The organism is Daejeonella sp., from assembly GCF_049655485.1.
GTDB lineage: Bacteria > Bacteroidota > Bacteroidia > Sphingobacteriales > Sphingobacteriaceae > Daejeonella.
Genome location: NZ_JBASJU010000216.1, coordinates 19,035 through 36,332, shown reverse-complemented (window position 1 = coordinate 36,332; position 17,298 = coordinate 19,035). Strand labels below are relative to the sequence as shown.

Here is a 17,298-nt window from a genome sequence, read left to right as displayed (position 1 = left end):
ATGTTTTTTAGATTATGGACCCTGGCACCAAAAACTTCAACTTCACTCTGCTCTCCAAGGTCGGGATTAGATTTATTCATAAAAAGAATACTCGCTCAATATTTATGCAAAGATGCGATTTTTTCTTCCATCGTTTATTTTCTGAGCGTCAGAAAAACTTAGATATCAACAATATATATTAGGCTGAATTATAGAAACAAAAAAGGACCGTATTTCTGCGGTCCCTTTTTCTTGATGTTAAAAATACCAAGATTACAAGCGCAATTTCTCATCACCCAGCGGCTTTCCCTTCGCGATAGAGAACATAAAAGCTGGCTTCTTTTTAGTGTCAGCTTTTGCAAGTAGTTTGCTCGCCTTACTAGTATAACCGTAGCGTGCTGGATTTTCGATTATTTCCTTCATAGAAATAAGTTTATATACATATGAAGCGGTCTCTCTGTTCAGCTTCATTTTAAAATAATTATCCTGATTCTGTCGGTTGATTTGTCTTCTCAAACCACCTTCACCAATATTATAGGCAGCTGCAGCGAGTGTCCAGCTGTCGAATATGCGGTATAAAGATTTAAGATATTTAGCAGCTGCGACAGTAGATTTTCGAATGTTATTACGCTCATCTACTTCACTATTAACACGTAAGCCAAAGCCACGAGCTGTACCCGGCATGAATTGCCAGTAACCGGTTGCACCTTTCGGCGATACTCCACCTTTCAAGCCACTTTCTACAAGCGGCATGTATTTAAAATCTTCTGGAATGCCATACTTGGCAAGTATTGGTTCGATTACAGGAAACCATTTTGAAGCCTGACTATGAAGTTTTGAAGTCTGAAGCTGGCTATGAGAATGTTCTTTGAGCGCTTTCTTCATTTTAGCTTTAATACGTGAATCCCCGACAGGGATGTTTTCGTCAGCGAAGCTTAAGGAATTGTAGTAATTGTCAGTGGGAATTTTTACTTTTTTTGGCTCTTCGCTTAGATGTATCAGTGTAGCGAATGACGATGAAGCCTTGTAATTAAACATCTTGGCGGACAGTAATATTACTAACATTACTGAACACATTATCAAGTGTTTCTTGATCATTTTTACCTCTCTTTTTAAATTCAAATTCGGTTATTTTCTGCAAAGGTATAAAATATATAGCTAATTATCAAATAGTTATCATTTATCCCTTGTGAAATACCGCTTTTAATATTAATTTTCTTGCTCATATGCCCTCACTATTTTTCCGCCTCTAAGCACACTAATCGCTTATTTTTGCCTATCTTTGTTGTCCTCTTTTAAGAGTTAAAATTTAATCATGCCATTTAAAAATAAAAGGAACGGTCGCGACGACAAATCCGAAAAATCTGACCGGTCGTTTAAATCTGCCCCGGGTTCTGCATCTAAAAGCAAATCTTTCAAATCAGACAGAACTGAAGGTAGTAACAACACTAAGAAGAAATTGTTTGGCGATGATCCTAAGAAGCCTTTCAAAGGTGGATTTAAGAAAACTGATGAGAAATCCGGATCTGGATTTTCAACGGAAAAAAGGAGCCCTAAAAGCTTTAGTAAGTCAGCGGGAAGCAGCGACCGTCCTGAAAGAAAACCATATTCTGATCGTCCTCAGGGAGAGAAGAGACCATATTCAGACAAAAGAGAAGGTGACCGAAAACCATTCGGAGAACGGTCATCAGATAGAAAACCATTCGGAGATAGACCATCAGGTGATAGAAAACCATTCGGGGATAGACCATCCGGCGACAGAAAGCCATTTGGAGATAAGTCATTCGCCGATAGAAAGGCATTTGGTGACAGGTCCCAGACTGAAAGAAAGCCTTATTCCGACCGCAGTGAATCTAAGCCATTTTCAGGACGTGACGGTAAATTCAGCGACAAAAATGCACCCGTAAAGAGATTTAGCGATAAACCTTTCCGGTCGCGTTCAACCGAACCTTCTGAACCAAGTGATCGTCCGCGTTACAGGAGTGATGATAAGAAATGGAGTTCGGAAGAGCGATTCGAGAATAAGAGAAGTAAAAAGCCAGTTGTTGCTAAAGATGACGGGATGATCCGCCTGAACAGGTTTATAGCCAACGCAGGAATCTGTTCGCGCCGTAAGGCTGACGAACTGATAGCTGCCGGTGTGGTATCGGTAAATGGTGAACCTGTAACTGAACTTGGATTTAAAGTAGATCCGGCTAAAGATCAGATCCGTTATAACGGGGAAAGCCTTAAGCGTGAAAAGATGGTTTATGTTCTGTTAAATAAGCCGAAAGATTATATCACTACAACGGACGATCCACAGGAGCGTAAGACGGTGATGAGCCTGGTAGAGAAAGCCTCCAAGGAGCGCATTTATCCTGTCGGAAGGCTCGATCGCAATACAACCGGCCTTTTATTGATGACTAACGATGGCGATCTTGCTGATAAGTTATCTCACCCGAAAAATAATATCACCAAACTTTATAATGTTGAACTGAACAAAAGCCTTTCGCAGGGAGATATGAATAAGATCTCTTTTGGCTTAGAACTGGAGGATGGTGTAATCAAACCTGATCAGGTAAGTTATGTTGCCGGCGGAAGTAAGAAAGAAGTAGGTATTCAAATCCATAGCGGAAAAAACCGGATAGTACGCCGGATTTTTGAAAGCCTGGGTTATGAGGTTGTCAAACTAGACCGCGTGGTATATTCGAATCTAACGAAAAAGGACCTGCCCCGCGGACGGTGGAGATATTTGGAAGAAAAGGAGATTATTCAGTTGAAACACCTGATAAAGTAAGAGCAGGACTTGCCCATGATCCTAACTGATACCCATACCCATTTATACTACGAAGCCGATCCCGAAAAACTTGCGCAACTGATGCAGCGCTGTCTCGACAAGGAGGTTAGTCGCTTATTCCTGCCCAATGTTGATGCGTCCTCTGTTTCTCAGGTATTTAATTTAGTAAAACTATACCCTGAAAATTGTTTTCCCATGCTTGGTTTGCATCCATGCGATGTAAAGTCAGACTTCCAGGAAGAACTGAATACTATCCGGCAAGCGACAACTCAGGGTAAGATTTACGCTATCGGGGAGATTGGTATCGATCTTCACTGGGATAAAACTACACTGTCTTTTCAACAGGATGCTTTCAGACAGCAGATCAGCTGGGCTTTGAATATGGATCTTCCCATCGTTATTCATTGCCGGGAAGCATTCGACGAGATCTTAGAAATCCTGTCAGAAATGAAAAACGACAAACTGAGAGGTATTTTTCATTGCTTCACCGGAACCGCCGAACAAGCCGAACAAGTAATTGAATTGGGTTTTTACCTGGGCATAGGAGGGGTTCTTACCTATAAGAATTCAGGTCTTGATCAAGCTATAGCCAATGTCAGTCTCAATCACATCGTTCTTGAAACAGATTCACCTTACCTAACGCCCGTTCCATTTCGCGGCAAGCCAAATGAAAGCAGCTACCTGGTATACGTCGCGCAAAAACTCGCCGACCTCAAGGAGGTTTCAATTGAAGAAGTAGCCCGTATCACTACGTCTAATTCAAAAACGATATTCGGTATTTAGAATAAGCCCAGGGCTATAGAAACGCCCGTGCCCTGAGACTTTCCACCTGACTGTCTGCTGTCATTGTGAGCGTAGCCTCTCAACTTTCCACTTCCAATTATCTATATTTACCGTTCCCAACCAATTAATAGAATGACTAACGTACTGATTATTTACACGGGCGGAACTATAGGGATGGTTACCGACCCTAAATCCGGAGTGCTTGTACCCTTCAACTTTGATCAGATCACCGATAATGTTCCGGAGCTTAAAAGGCTGGATTACAATTTCAAAGTATATTCATTCGATCCGCTCATTGATTCTTCAAATATGAGCCCCCAAATTTATAAGGAGCTTGTTTCATTAATTCAGAAAAATTATGAAAAATATGACGGCTTTGTCATACTTCATGGTTCTGATACTATGTCGTTTACCGCTTCAGCTTTAAGCTTCATGATTGAGAATCTCGCCAAACCAATCATACTCACCGGCTCTCAGCTGCCCGTCAACGGGATAAGAACAGATGCCAAAGAAAACCTGATCACTGCCCTGGAAATAGCGGCTGCAAGAAAAAGAGGAAAGGCAGTAGTACCGGAAGTTTGTATTTACTTCGATTATAAGTTATTTCGCGGAAACCGCTCCTTTAAATACAATTCAGATAAGTTTGAAGCGTTCAGATCGCCCAACTGTCCGGTACTGGCCGAAGCAGGGGTCCACCTCGAATTCAATAAAAATGATATTTTAAGACCGGGAGACGGCCCGGTTAAATTTCACAAAAAACTGGATAGCGCAATAGGTGTTTTGAAATTATACCCTGGGATTAGCCCTCAGATTGTTAAAGCGGCTTTAAATGCCGACTGCAAAGCAATTATTATGGAAACCTTTGGATCCGGCAATACGTCCACCGAAGACTGGTTCCTCGAACTGCTCAAAGAAGCTATAGCCGATGGCAAGCTCATACTCAACATATCGCAATGCAAGGTTGGTACCGTCGCCCTGGGACGCTATGAAACAAGTCGCCAGCTCCAGGAAATGGGAGTAGTAAGCGGCTTCGATATGACTTTTGAAGCAGCAGTAACCAAGCTTATGTTTCTCCTGGGGAATTTTACAGACAGAAAAAAGATTGCGCAATTGCTGGAAACGAATTTGAGGGGGGAGATGACACTGGCGTAGGTAGGAGCAAGCAACCCCCGATCTTTGCTCTTTGCTCCTTGTTCTTTGTTCCACCTTGCTCCTTGTTCTTTGTTCCACCTTGCTCCTTGTTTTTTATTCCTTTTTTTTTCACTACGTTTATTCTAACCAATCAACGTTCAAAATGCAAACCCCGGATTATATTGTATTTTTCATCTACTTTATTATTGTAAGTGCCTACGGATTGTATGTGTACAACCGTAAGAAGCATGAAGATTCAAAGGATTACTTCCTTGCAAAAGATTCCCTGACCTGGTGGGCAATCGGGGCGTCCTTAATCGCTTCAAATATTTCGGCGGAGCAGTTTATCGGAATGAGTGGGTCGGGGTTTACTATGGGACTTGCAATCGCTGCCTACGAATGGCTCGCTGCAGCAACCCTGATCATAGTCGCGGTTTTCTTCATCCCAATCTACATCAAGAATAAAATCTATACCATGCCTCAGTTCCTGCAAACGAGGTATAATGAAACTGTAGCCATGATCATGGCGGTTTTCTGGCTCTTGCTTTACGTTGTTGTAAACCTGACATCCATATTATTCCTTGGTGCTTTGGCTATCAGCAGCATCTCTGGCCTCGACCTGGGTCTTTGTATGGCAGCACTTGCAGTTTTTGCCATTGTTATTACCCTTGGCGGGATGAATGTAATCGGTTATACCGATGTAATACAGGTGGTATTTTTAATATTGGGTGGATTAGTGACCACTTACCTGGCGCTTGATATGGTGGCGCAGCACTATGGTTCTTCCGGCCCGATCAACGGATTTAATCTGATGACCGATAACTCCGCTGATCACTTCAAGATGATCTTCAATAAAGATGATCCGTATTTTATTGATCTCCCTGGTCTGACTGTTTTGGTTGGAGGTATGTGGATTGTAAACCTGAATTACTGGGGCTGTAACCAATACATCACGCAACGGGCGCTTGGAGCCGACCTGCCGACAGCCAGAAGCGGGCTCCTGTTTGCGGCATTCCTGAAATTGCTGATGCCGGTAATCGTAGTTCTGCCTGGTATCGCAGCATTTGTATTATATAAAGAAGGCGTGTTCCAGAAAGAAATGATGCTGAATGGGGAGGTGGTTGCAGACCGTGCATATCCCGTATTGCTTAATTTGCTGCCAGTAGGCTTGAAGGGTTTATCCTTTGCTGCTCTTACAGCGGCCGTAGTTGCTTCCCTTGCGGGGAAGGCGAATAGCATAGCTACCATCTTTACCCTTGATATTTATAAAAAGAAATTAAACCCGGGCGCCGATGAAAAGAAGCAGGTGCAGGTTGGAAGATGGGTGATCATTATTTCCATGTTAATGGCGGTAGGAATTGCACCGTATTTAGGAATAGATAAAAAGGGCGGATTTCAATTTATCCAGGAATACACCGGATTTGTATCTCCTGGTATTTTTGCAACATTTATACTGGGCTTCTTCTGGAAAAAAGCGACGTCAAATGCGGCTCTGTTCGCGATAATCGGAGGCTTTATCCTGTCGGTACTTTTCAAAGTCTCGCCAAATTATATTAATCTGGAGTTCCTTCATGCTTCAGGCTTTTCGGTCCTTAATGCTGATGGTGTTTACGAAATACCGTTTATTGACCGGATGGGGTTTGTATTCCTTATTTGTGTAATTGCTATGTATCTTATTAGTACATACGATAATCGGAATGGGGTTAAACCAAATGGACTGGAAGTAGATAGCAGCATGTTTAAGACTTCGCCATCTTTTACAGTAGGAGCGCTTATCGTTTTAGGTATTATTGTGGCCATGTATAGCATTTACTGGTAAAGTTTCCAATATTTATAATTGACGATAAGAAGCTCGCACTGAGTTTTTAGCCTGATATGATGATAAGAAAATACAGAAACCTGATAATAGTATCCATGCTGACTGCTGTACTATTCTATGCCTGCCGGTCGGTTCAAAATTCTGCTGCTTCAAATCCGAATCCTGAGCGTGTGTTTAATTCTAAACCATCTCCAGAGTTTTTATCACCTGAAGAAAGTATGAGGAGTTTCAACCTGCCTAAAGGTTATCACATGGAGCTGGTAGCAAGTGAGCCGATGGTTAAAGAGCCTGTGGCTATTACCTGGGACGGAAACGCCAGGATGTATGTAGCGGAAATGCTTACTTATATGCAGGATGCGGATGCAACTGGAGAACGTCTGCCGACCAGCCGGATTGTAATGCTCGAGGATACCAATAATGATGGCAAAATGGACAAACGTTCGGTTTTTATTGAAAACCTGATGCTGCCCAGGATGATGCTTTCCGTTGATAAAGAACTTTTGGTGAATGAAACAAACACGATAACCATCGCTGCATATAAAGATACCGATGGTGATGGCAAGGCCGATCAAAAACGGATTGTTTATGAGAATCCAAAATATTCCGCCAATGACGCGAATATGGAGCATCAGCGTAGTGGCCTGGATTGGAACCTCGATAACTGGATTTACATGACTTATGAGCCTATTCGTTTAAAATTTGCGAATGGAATGCTGAAGGCAGATACGATGATTAACGGAGCGGGGGGACAATGGGGACTGACACATGATAACTACGGAAGATTATACTACTCATCAGCAGGGGGTGAAGTGCCTATCCAGCGATTTCAGATAAATCCGAAATATGGATCTCTGGATTTCAGGGATCAATATGACAGTGAGTTTGCCGCAGTCTGGCCAATCATTTCTACTCCGGATGTACAGGGCGGATTGAAACGATTACGTCCTGATAGCACACTTAATCATTTTACAGCATCCAGCGGGCAGTCTATCTTTCGCGGTAACGCATTGCCTGAAGATCTTGTTGGGGATTATCTGGTTTGCGATCCTGTCGGGCGTTTAATTCGACGGGCTAAAGTCATCAATGAAAAAGGCAAAACCCGGGTACAGAATGCATACTTCCAGCAGGAATTTATTGCATCGTCAGACATGAACTTTCGCCCGGTAAATAGCTATACTGGTCCCGACGGTCACCTCTATATTGTCGATATGCATCGGGGTATAATTCAGCAAGGTAACTGGACCAAGCCAGGATCGTTTTTAAGGAATGTCATCGAAAGGATGGGATTTGCTCAGAATATCGGGCGCGGGCGGATTTATCGTCTTGTTCATGATGGCTATAAGACAGGGACTAAACCCAAAATGCTGGAGGAGTCTCCTGCGCAATTGGTTCGTCATCTCGACCATCCTAACGGCTGGTGGCGCGATAATGCGCAAAAGCAATTAATTGTTCTGGGTGATAAATCTGTCGTACCAATTCTTAAACGTATAGCGCTGGGAGAGCGGGCAAGCTTATCTTCCAGGCCTTCGCACCTCGCAAAAATTCATGCGCTTTGGACCCTGGAGGGTTTGGATGCTATCGATAAGGAGGTAGTGCTTGCAGCTTTGGATGATAGTGATGCTCAGGTAAGGAAAACCGCTGTCTGGATAAGTGAGCCTTTTATAAAAGCGGATGATCAGGATGTAATCAGTAAGCTGGAGAACCTCAATGCCGATCCAAGTTATGATGTAAGCAGTCAGTTATTACTTTCACTTTCGTATAATAAGGGATCGAGAGCTCAGGAGATTAAGAAGACGCTTGTCAGTAAAAATCAGGATAGTGAGATGATTACAGGAATTGTCGGCGCGCTGGAACGTACAGAAAATATCAGGATGTATGGCAGCAGACTTGGAACTCTCGCCATCGCGGATCGTGAAAGGGTAATGAAAGGAGCAATGATTTACAGATCACTTTGCGCCAGTTGTCATGGTGCCGATGCAAAAGGACTTTCAAGCCAGGTGGCACCTCCTTTACTTGGATCTAAAAGACTTGGCGGGGATAAGAGTATTGCAATCCGCATACTTCTTCATGGATTGTCTGGTCCTATTGATGGGAAAAGCTACCCAGGTGATTTAATGCCTGCTATGGGTGGAAACAGTGACGACTGGCTTGCGGAAGTGCTAAGTTATGCCCGGTTCGAGTTTGGAAGGGGTCCCAGGAACGGCCCTTCACCTTTTATTACGCCCATTGAGGTTTCAAAGGTAAGGAGGGAATCCGGCAATCGGGCCCTTGCATGGACGGTTTCGGAACTCGAGAAGTTAGTCCCTTCAACAGTGAATGAATAACTAAGATCGAAATCATACAAGATTTTTAAAAAACTGTTGTACAAACAGTCAAAATGGCTTATCTTACTTTTTATAAAATATTTATCATGAAAAAATCAGCCACACTACTCAGTTTTCTTTTCGTCTTTGTCATGGTATGCCTGGCAGCGGATCTTACAGGTACCTACAAAGGTTCCATCATCTTCCAGGAAAGACCGCTTGAACTAACTTATAAGCTTAAAGCTGAAGGCGAAAAGTTAAGTGGTTTCATTGACACTGAATACGGCGAAGTGCCTTTATTTGATGGAAAAATAAACGGTTCAGATTTCTCTTACAAAATCGACATTGGCAACGGGCCTTTGGAAGCAAAAGGGAAATTTATGGGCGACTCCATAGAGATCACTTCAAATTATGCTGGCACAGAGGTTAAGAATGTCTTTAAAAGGGTCGTGGAATAAACATCGCCACTGCCGGAAAAGAGTTACTAATGTTAATCCTGGCGACATCTTAGTTGTCCAACCCGCTTATCTTCAATATTAAAAGAAGATGAAAAACATCTTTAAAATTTATGGTGTATGTCTTTTGCTAAGCGTCGCTTTGGCGGCAAATGCACAATCGTACCAGCCCGTTAAAGTTCAGGTTGTGCAAGATAAGGAGGGATTTACGTTGCTTAGAGGTGGTAAACCCTATTTTGTTAAGGGAGCCGGGGGGACAAACAGAATGGAAGTCCTTGTACAATCAGGGGGAAATTCGATAAGAACCTGGAATACTAATAACGCTAAGGAAATCCTGGACAAAGCTCATTCACTCGGACTTACAGTCACATTAGGACTAAATGTGGCACGAGAACGGCACGGGTTTAATTATGATGATACCCTTGCTGTTAGAAAACAGCTTGAGAAACTTACGAAGGAAGTTTTAGTACATAAAGATCATCCTGCATTATTAATGTGGGGAATAGGGAATGAGTTAAACCTTAGTGCTAACAACCCGAAAGTTTGGGATGCGGTGAATGATATTTCCCGGATGATACATCGGCTTGACCCAAATCATCTAACAACAACGATGCTGGCTGGTGTCAACAATACTGCAATTTCAGAAATTAATGTAAGGGCCAATGACATTGACTTACTATCCGTACAAACTTATGGAAGCCTTCCTTCAGTTCCAGATCAAATTAGAGAAAATAACTGGACTAAAGCCTATTTGGTAACTGAATGGGGACCTACTGGTCATTGGGAAACTAACATTCTTCCATGGAAAGCCGCTATTGAAGAAACCAGTAGCCAAAAGGCATCGGTATACAAAAGCCGTTATGAATCATCTATTGGAAAGGATAAAAACTGCCTTGGCTCGTATGTATTTCTGTGGGGACAAAAGCAAGAGCGTACCCCTACCTGGTATGGCTTATTTACCGAGGCGGGAGAAGGGTCGGAAGTTTTGGATGTCATGCAATACTTATGGTCTGGGAAATGGCCGGTAAACCGGGCTCCGCACATCCAATCCTTCACACTGGATGGAAAACAATTGCCGGAAGCGATATACCTTTCCAAAAATCAGGATTATAAAGTCGTAGTAGATGTTACTGATCCAAACAAAGACAAGCTGACTTACAGATGGGAGTTACTACCAGAAGCTACTCAGCTGGGGGAGGGCGGTGACCGCGAAGAACGTCCAAAACCAATAACTGGTTTAATCTCGGAAAACAGACCAGGAAGTGTCCTTTTAAGGTCGCCTGAGAAAGCGGGCGGCTATCGTCTGTTCATATATGCATCAGATGGAAAAAACAAAGTAGCAACTGGTAATATCCCCTTTTACGTAAAAGAATAAAAATAAATAATCACTATATTAGATAAAAAAATTGGCGCTCCACCAAATTTTGGTCTTGTAACAAAACAAGTCCGTTTACGTATACCAACAGTTGTCGTTAAGGAATTTATCCTTAGCAACAGTAAGGAGCATGAAGTCAATTTTTCGAATTTTAATTTGTACTCTGCTACTCATTCAAGCTGGGGCTAATGTGCTATATGCACAATGCGGCCCTAATAATATTGAATTTGTAGGTGGAGAGCGGATTTATAATTCGGCTTGTGGAAATGTTTCGTATCAAAACATCGACGGCAGTACACCCACAGGCACCGGTAATTCCTTTATATGGGAAGTCTCTTTCAGTGGTGGCGCCTACACTGTCATAAGAAACAACAGTGGTGTGGCCATAACTTCGGAGGATCTTTCGAAGAGTGAAATCACTAGTTTCATATTAGGGCCCGCCGGAAACGCGGCCGGGGATTATCGGATCAGGCGGTTTGTAACGAATTCAAGCTTAGGATGTTCAAATCCTTCTGCTCCTGTATTCCTTTATTATTCGCAAAGTGCTTCAACGATTAGCGGAGGTTTTATTACCGGCAATTCAGTGTCTTGCTCACCGGCGAGCGGAGATCTCTTGCTGCAGGGGCATACCGGTCCAATACTGAAGTGGGAAATGCAGGATATTAATGGTAATTGGATCCTTGTAGATAATAAGACTAATACCCTTAGTTATTCTAACTTAACAGCATCAACCTGTTACCGTGCTCTTGTTGATAATATTTGCGGAGCTAATTCAACTTTGGGTGTAATTGACGCGGGTGATAAATACTCTACCACTTTTTGTATTACAGTCAACTCAGCTCCGGCCATCACAGCTCAACCTGCAAGCCAAAGTGTTTGTATTGGCTCGTCCGTGACTTTAAGCGTAACTGCAACTAGTTCCACGGCCATGTCGTATCAATGGCGGAAAGATGGGTTTGAAATTAACAATGCCGTTTCATCTAGCTATACGATTGGTTCAGCCAGTAATTCTGATGCGGGCAGTTATGATGTAGTAATAACCAATTCATGTGGAACGGTGACGTCTTCAGCAGCGGTAGTTGTGGTGAACCCCACACCGGTAGCGATCGTCCCTTCCAATGTGGTTGCTTGCCCGGGATCTTTAATCCCTTCTGCCGTTTTCACAAGTTCTCCAGCAGGTGCCACTTTCACATGGGCGAATTCGAACACAGCGATAGGCATAGCGGCCAGCGGTTCCGGGGACCTGCCCGCTTTCACAGCTACTAATACGACGACATCTCCAATAAGCGCAACAATAACCGTTACGCCATTGCTTAATGGCTGTGCCGGTAGCCCGTCGAGTTATACGATAACAGTAAACCCCACAGCGACTGTAACAGTTCCGTCCAATATTGTAGTATGTTCTGGTAATACTGTGTCAGCGACGAATTTTGTGGGCTCCCCCAGTGGAACAACATTTACATGGACAAATTCTAATACAGCAATTGGTTTGGCTGCAAGCGGAACCGGAAACATACCTAGTTTTACCGCTGCCAGTTCGGGTTCAGCTACAATCACCGTTACACCCTCGGTGAATGGTTGTGCAGGTACTCCTTCTACTTATACCATTACCGTTAATCCCCTGCCTATAATAGTCAGTGCTACGAAAACCAACGAAAGTATTTGTGACGCAAATGATGGCTCCATTACAATTGATGCTACGGGGTCTGCGCCATTGGAATACTCAATTGACGGTGGGGCCACGTTTTTTAGTAATGGTGGGATATTCGTGGACTTAGGATCCGGAAGTTATGCGGTGGCTGTCCGTAACGGTGCGGGTTGTATCGTTGCAGGCAATATTTTATCTATTACCAGCCCCGGAGCGCCTGATCCTCCGGCTATAGATCCTTATGCAAATCCAATTTGCGAAGGAACCAGCCTTATCCTGAAGGTAACGAATCCCGATGCGAATGCGACTTATAATTGGACTGGCCCAATGGGTTTTACAGGCACGGGTACGTCAATAGACAGGGGAAGTTCAGACCCGTCTATGTCGGGAAATTACGCTGTTACAGCTACCATAGGTTCCTGCGTCAGTTCTTCAACAATTTTCTCAGTAACAGTTAATAGAAAGCCTGTTGTTGCTAAACCTGCTGATCTAACCTTTTGCGCGGGTAATTCTATACCTGCTGCAGACTTTATTAGCACGCCAGCGGGCGCTACGTACTCCTGGACGAATTCTAACATAAATATCGGACTTGCCGCTGATGGAACCGGACCAATACCAACTTTTATTGCTACTAATACTACGACCAGTCCCATCACAGCCACTATTTGGATCACGCCTACTTTAAATAATTGTGTAGGTGAAATGGTAAGCTACACAATCACAATAAATCCTACCCCAGTCATCGATGCAAAATCAGATCTGGTATTTTGTCATGGATCAACGATTCCTGTACAAACTTTTTCAAGCAACGTCAGCGGCACAACCTTTGCCTGGACAGTCACTGCGCTCGGTGCAACTTTTAGTGGCACGGGCTCTATTCCTGAATTTACCGCGATAAACAATGGAACAACTCCTATAACAGGAACCGTGACGGTCACGGCTTTAAACAACGGTTGCAGCAGTCAACCGATGAGCTACGAAATTAAAGTAAATCCTTTACCAAGAATTACCAATGCCCCTCTTAACCAGACTACTTGTTCAGGTATCAGTACAACAGAAGTAGTCCTGACCTCCGATGTTTTCGGAGCTGATTTCTCCTGGACGGCAGTTGCTTCGTCAGGAGATATTACTGGATTCACACCCAATGGTGCGGGAAATATTCCCGCACAGGTTATCACTAACTCCGGTACAGTAGAAGGAAGAGTCACTTTTACTGTAACTGCAACCGCGAACGGCTGTTCAGGTCCTCCGACTTCATACGTCATACGTGTAGATCCGATTCCAAAACTCCTTAGTACTATTAATCTCAGTCAGACTATTTGCTCAGGGAGTTCCAGTACTGCAGTAAATTTGAGTTCCGAAGTGACCGGGACTACATTTAACTGGACAACAACCGTATCCGGCCAGATCACTGGTTTTCAAAGCACCGGATCAGGTCAAACTCAGCTTCCATCGCAAACCCTTTTTAATTTGGGGACTAGCCAGGGCTCAGTAACTTATACTATAGTTCCCTTTGCTGACGGCTGTCCAGGTCCGCCGAGTGTGTATACCATTTATGTGAATCCCCTGCCTACAGCAACAATCAGCGGGAATGCGACGGTTTGTTTTGGAGCTGATGCCACGCTAAATGTTGCATTGACAGGAACAGCTCCCTGGACAATAAGCTATTCCGATGGAACCGGCATTTTTACTATTTCCGGAATCACCACAAATTCCTATAATTTCCAGGTAAGTGCCACAACTACAAAAACGTATACTATTCAAAGTGTTTCGGATGCCTTTTGTGCGAATTCCGGAACGGGTACCGCAACAATCACTCAGCCAACTGCTCCAATTAGTGCAACTTCGAGTGCAACTAATGTGACGTGTTTCGGAGCGGCAAATGGTTCGATAACTTTCACAGCGATATTAGGAGGTTCAGGAGCATATGGGTATAGTATCGACGGTGGAGCTACCTGGCAAACTAATCCCACTTTTGCTGGTTTAGCGCCGGGAAGCTATAACCTGCAGATCAGAGATGCGGCAAATACAAACTGCGTCTTTATTTTCAATGATGCGGTTTCAATTACGCAGCCATTAGCTCCGCTAGCAGCCGCATTTGCCAACCCAGTTAATATATTGTGTTTTGGTGAGAGCACTGGTTCAGCCAGCGTTTTAGTTTCTGGAGGGACCGCTCCGTATACCTACTTATGGAGCAATGGAGTCACTACGGCAGAAATAACAAATGTTCCTGCCGGTACATATAGTGTAAATGTATCTGACGCGAATGGTTGTAGCTTGGGTTCGGCTATGTCTGTTACCATCACGCAACCCGCCTTTGCACTTAATGCCTCCGCTATTTCTACAAACGTAACTTGCTCTGGCGGGAACGACGGTAGCATTACGATCACCAATTCGATCGGTGGATCTGGTAGTTACGAATACAGCATTAATGGCGGGGCAAGCTGGCAAACCGGAACAGTTTTTAGCAATTTGGCTGCAGCGGCGTATAACATTCGCATCCGCGACGCATCTGCCCAGTCTTGTATTTATATTGTAGATACCTCTTTCAATATTGCTCAGCCGGCGCCGCTCAACGCAGTTGCTGCTGCAACAGACATCACTTGTTTTGGATCATCAGATGGAACTATAACCTTTTCAAATATGAGTGGCGGTTCAGGAAGCTATCAGTATAGTATTGATAATGGGATCAACTGGCAAAACTCCATGAACTTTACTGGTTTGAAGGCTGGAATGTACTGTTTACAGGTGAGGGATGCGGTAAATCCTTCCTGTGTATTTATTGTAAGCTCGTGTTTAGTGCTTAAACAGCCCGTTGTGATTAGCGGCATAGTAGAGATTAAAAATGTCACTTGTAAGGGTAGTGCAGATGGTATCCTAACTGTAACCAATACTGCAGGTGGCTATGGTACTTATGAATACAGTAAAGACGGTGGTTTAACATGGCAAGTTTCACCAATCTTTGTAAACGTTGCACCCGGTGTTTATAGAGTTCAGGTCCGTGACAAGGGAAACCCCACTTGCGTGCAAACTTTGAACCCAAATGCGGTGGTTAGAGAGGCTGCTGAGCCACTGGTGGCGAGCATCAGCAGCTTAGAGAATGTAAATTGTTTTGGATCGGCCACAGGTTCAGTTTCCCTGTTTGTTAGAGGAGGGATGGCACCTTACACTTACGTGTGGACTAATGGTAAAACAACAAAGGACCTGAAAGATGTGCCCGCTGGTGTCTACACCGTTACCATAACTGATTCTTATAATTGCGTTAGTACACAAGCCGTCACGATAAGCCAGCCAGCGGCACCACTCGAAATCAGTTTTACAAAAAATGAAGTAAGTTGTTTTGGATCTGATAATGGAGTGATCCGTCTGACTGTAACAGGTGGAAATGCTCCATATAGTTATCGATGGAGCAATGGGCGTACAAGCAAAGACCTTACGAACCTGGCGGTTGGAACTTATACCATTTCAATAACGGATGCCAAAGGCTGTACCCTGTCGCAAGCGATAGATATTAGTCAGCCAGCGCTTGCCCTGGCAGCAAATGTGGTAAAATCTAACGTGACTTGTTTTGGAGCAAGTGACGGCTCAATAACGTTAACCATGAGAGGCGGGACGGCGCCGTACAGTTATGCGTGGGCCGGCGGTCAAAAAACTTCAAGCATCACAGGACTGGCCCCCGGAAGCTACAGTGTAACGATAGCCGACGCCGCTGGCTGCGTGGTTCGCCAGACAGTAAGCATAATTCAATCATCCACACCACTCAAGATGTCGTTAGCAATAAAAAACACGATATGCAGGACTTCAAGCGACGGCGAAATTACGGCATCAATCACGGGCGGAACGGCACCTTATACTATTCTTTATGATGGCCGGTCGCAGGCTTCCAATGTCATAACAGGGTTGAGCGCAGGGAATTATCAAATCACCGTCAGAGATGCAATGGGGTGCTCTTTCATAGCAAACGGGCTGGTTGGGGCAGGCATTTGTCCGCCTATGGCTGTCGATGATAGTTTTAAGATATATGAAGGTGAAACCGCTTCAGGGACGACCGCATTAAATGATTACGACAGGGAAAATGAGAAATTGACTTTCAGTCTGTCAGGACAGCCGAAAAACGGAACAATTACGTTTAACGATGATGGGAGTTTTAAATATTCGCCAAATGCGGGCTTTCTGGGTACTGAAACTATGCCCTATAAAATCTGTAATACCTCGGGAGTGTGCAGTTCAGCGTCCCTGATCATCAGGGTTGCCACTTTTTCAACTGTAAATTTAACCCCGGGTTTGTCGAATGTGAGAGAAGGGAAGAAGGTGTCGGTTACTGCCTTTCTTGAAAAACCTTTTACTGAAGATGTAATTATCAAGCTTGGGTACTCCGGAAAGGCTATAAAGGACCGGGATTATGTTCTTTTGGATCAATTTATTCAGATAATGATCCCGAAAGGCCAGCTTACCACCACTCAGAAAATCACTATTGCTGCATTAACGGATGATATGGAAGAAGGTGACGAGAATCTCACGATTACGATCTTGTCGACATCGGACCCTGATGTGAAGATCGGCACTCCTGCAAATGTCACTATCGTGGATGTGTACCCGCCAGAACCGATTGAAATCGAAAAAAAGGAAGCTCCAATTAACCCTGATATAGCCATTGACCCGCTATTATCACCAAACGGTGATGGGCAGGGCAATGACGTGTTTAATATTGTAAACATTGTTTCATTTCCTGATAATGAAGTTCTCATCTTTAACCGCTGGGGTAACGAAGTGTTTAGGATGAAAGGTTATAATGAAAGTGATAGAGTGTTTAAAGGTTATGCCAATACCGGCATGCTTACCAATACCAATACTCCTTTAGCTGATGGTGTTTACTATTATCTTATAACAACGAGGAAGACTGTTAGTGGGACTAAGGTGGAAGCACTTAATAAAGGCTTTATCATCCTGAAACGCTAATCATATTAAATAAAAAAAGGCTATTGTGAATCACAATAGCCTTTTTACGTTGTTGAGAGAATAATTTTGA

The 17,298-nt window shown here is 43.7% G+C and carries 9 protein-coding genes; 8 read left to right on the top strand and 1 reads right to left on the bottom strand.

The annotated features are described in order from the left end of the window. Positions 1–252: 252 nt before the first annotated feature. Positions 253–1,044, bottom strand: coding sequence for a lytic transglycosylase domain-containing protein (locus WBJ10_RS09235; RefSeq protein WP_424289558.1), 792 nt, complete (start codon positions 1,042–1,044; stop codon positions 253–255). Positions 1,045–1,294: 250 nt separating this feature from the next. Here WBJ10_RS09235 and WBJ10_RS09230 point away from each other — a divergent pair, with 250 nt between their 5' ends. The 8 genes from WBJ10_RS09230 to WBJ10_RS09195 all read left to right on the top strand — a co-directional run bounded on the left by WBJ10_RS09230 (position 1,295) and on the right by WBJ10_RS09195 (position 17,228). Next, complete coding sequence (locus tag WBJ10_RS09230) at positions 1,295–2,755, top strand: pseudouridine synthase (RefSeq protein ID WP_424289556.1); 1,461 nt, start codon at positions 1,295–1,297, stop codon at positions 2,753–2,755. A 15-nt stretch (positions 2,756–2,770) separates the two neighbouring features. Continuing rightward, positions 2,771–3,538: a TatD family hydrolase gene (locus WBJ10_RS09225; protein WP_424289554.1), complete on the top strand. Its 768-nt coding sequence runs from the start codon at positions 2,771–2,773 to the stop codon at positions 3,536–3,538. Positions 3,539–3,670: 132 nt separating this feature from the next. Further along, positions 3,671–4,690, top strand: a complete 1,020-nt coding sequence (locus tag WBJ10_RS09220) for an asparaginase (RefSeq protein ID WP_424289552.1) — start codon at positions 3,671–3,673, stop codon at positions 4,688–4,690. A 142-nt stretch (positions 4,691–4,832) separates the two neighbouring features. Further along, positions 4,833–6,488, top strand: a complete 1,656-nt coding sequence (locus WBJ10_RS09215) for a sodium:solute symporter family transporter (protein WP_424289550.1) — start codon at positions 4,833–4,835, stop codon at positions 6,486–6,488. A 56-nt stretch (positions 6,489–6,544) separates the two neighbouring features. Next, complete coding sequence (locus WBJ10_RS09210; protein WP_424289548.1) at positions 6,545–8,812, top strand: PVC-type heme-binding CxxCH protein; 2,268 nt, start codon at positions 6,545–6,547, stop codon at positions 8,810–8,812. A gap of 86 nt (positions 8,813–8,898) precedes the next feature. Beyond that, positions 8,899–9,249, top strand: a complete 351-nt coding sequence (locus WBJ10_RS09205; protein ID WP_424289546.1) for a hypothetical protein — start codon at positions 8,899–8,901, stop codon at positions 9,247–9,249. Positions 9,250–9,337: 88 nt separating this feature from the next. After that, positions 9,338–10,621: a glycoside hydrolase family 2 TIM barrel-domain containing protein gene (locus tag WBJ10_RS09200; RefSeq protein WP_424289544.1), complete on the top strand. Its 1,284-nt coding sequence runs from the start codon at positions 9,338–9,340 to the stop codon at positions 10,619–10,621. A 130-nt stretch (positions 10,622–10,751) separates the two neighbouring features. Further along, positions 10,752–17,228 (top strand): PKD-like domain-containing protein, encoded by a 6,477-nt coding sequence (locus WBJ10_RS09195; RefSeq protein ID WP_424289542.1) that lies wholly within the window; start codon positions 10,752–10,754, stop codon positions 17,226–17,228. Positions 17,229–17,298: the final 70 nt, after the last annotated feature.

Coding starts and splice junctions, on each gene's coding strand:
- WBJ10_RS09235 (WP_424289558.1), bottom strand. CDS start 1,044: ATGTTAGTAATATTACTGTCCGCCAAGATGTTTAATTACAAGGCTTCA.
- WBJ10_RS09230 (WP_424289556.1), top strand. CDS start 1,295: ATGCCATTTAAAAATAAAAGGAACGGTCGCGACGACAAATCCGAAAAA.
- WBJ10_RS09225 (WP_424289554.1), top strand. CDS start 2,771: ATGATCCTAACTGATACCCATACCCATTTATACTACGAAGCCGATCCC.
- WBJ10_RS09220 (WP_424289552.1), top strand. CDS start 3,671: ATGACTAACGTACTGATTATTTACACGGGCGGAACTATAGGGATGGTT.
- WBJ10_RS09215 (WP_424289550.1), top strand. CDS start 4,833: ATGCAAACCCCGGATTATATTGTATTTTTCATCTACTTTATTATTGTA.
- WBJ10_RS09210 (WP_424289548.1), top strand. CDS start 6,545: ATGATGATAAGAAAATACAGAAACCTGATAATAGTATCCATGCTGACT.
- WBJ10_RS09205 (WP_424289546.1), top strand. CDS start 8,899: ATGAAAAAATCAGCCACACTACTCAGTTTTCTTTTCGTCTTTGTCATG.
- WBJ10_RS09200 (WP_424289544.1), top strand. CDS start 9,338: ATGAAAAACATCTTTAAAATTTATGGTGTATGTCTTTTGCTAAGCGTC.
- WBJ10_RS09195 (WP_424289542.1), top strand. CDS start 10,752: ATGAAGTCAATTTTTCGAATTTTAATTTGTACTCTGCTACTCATTCAA.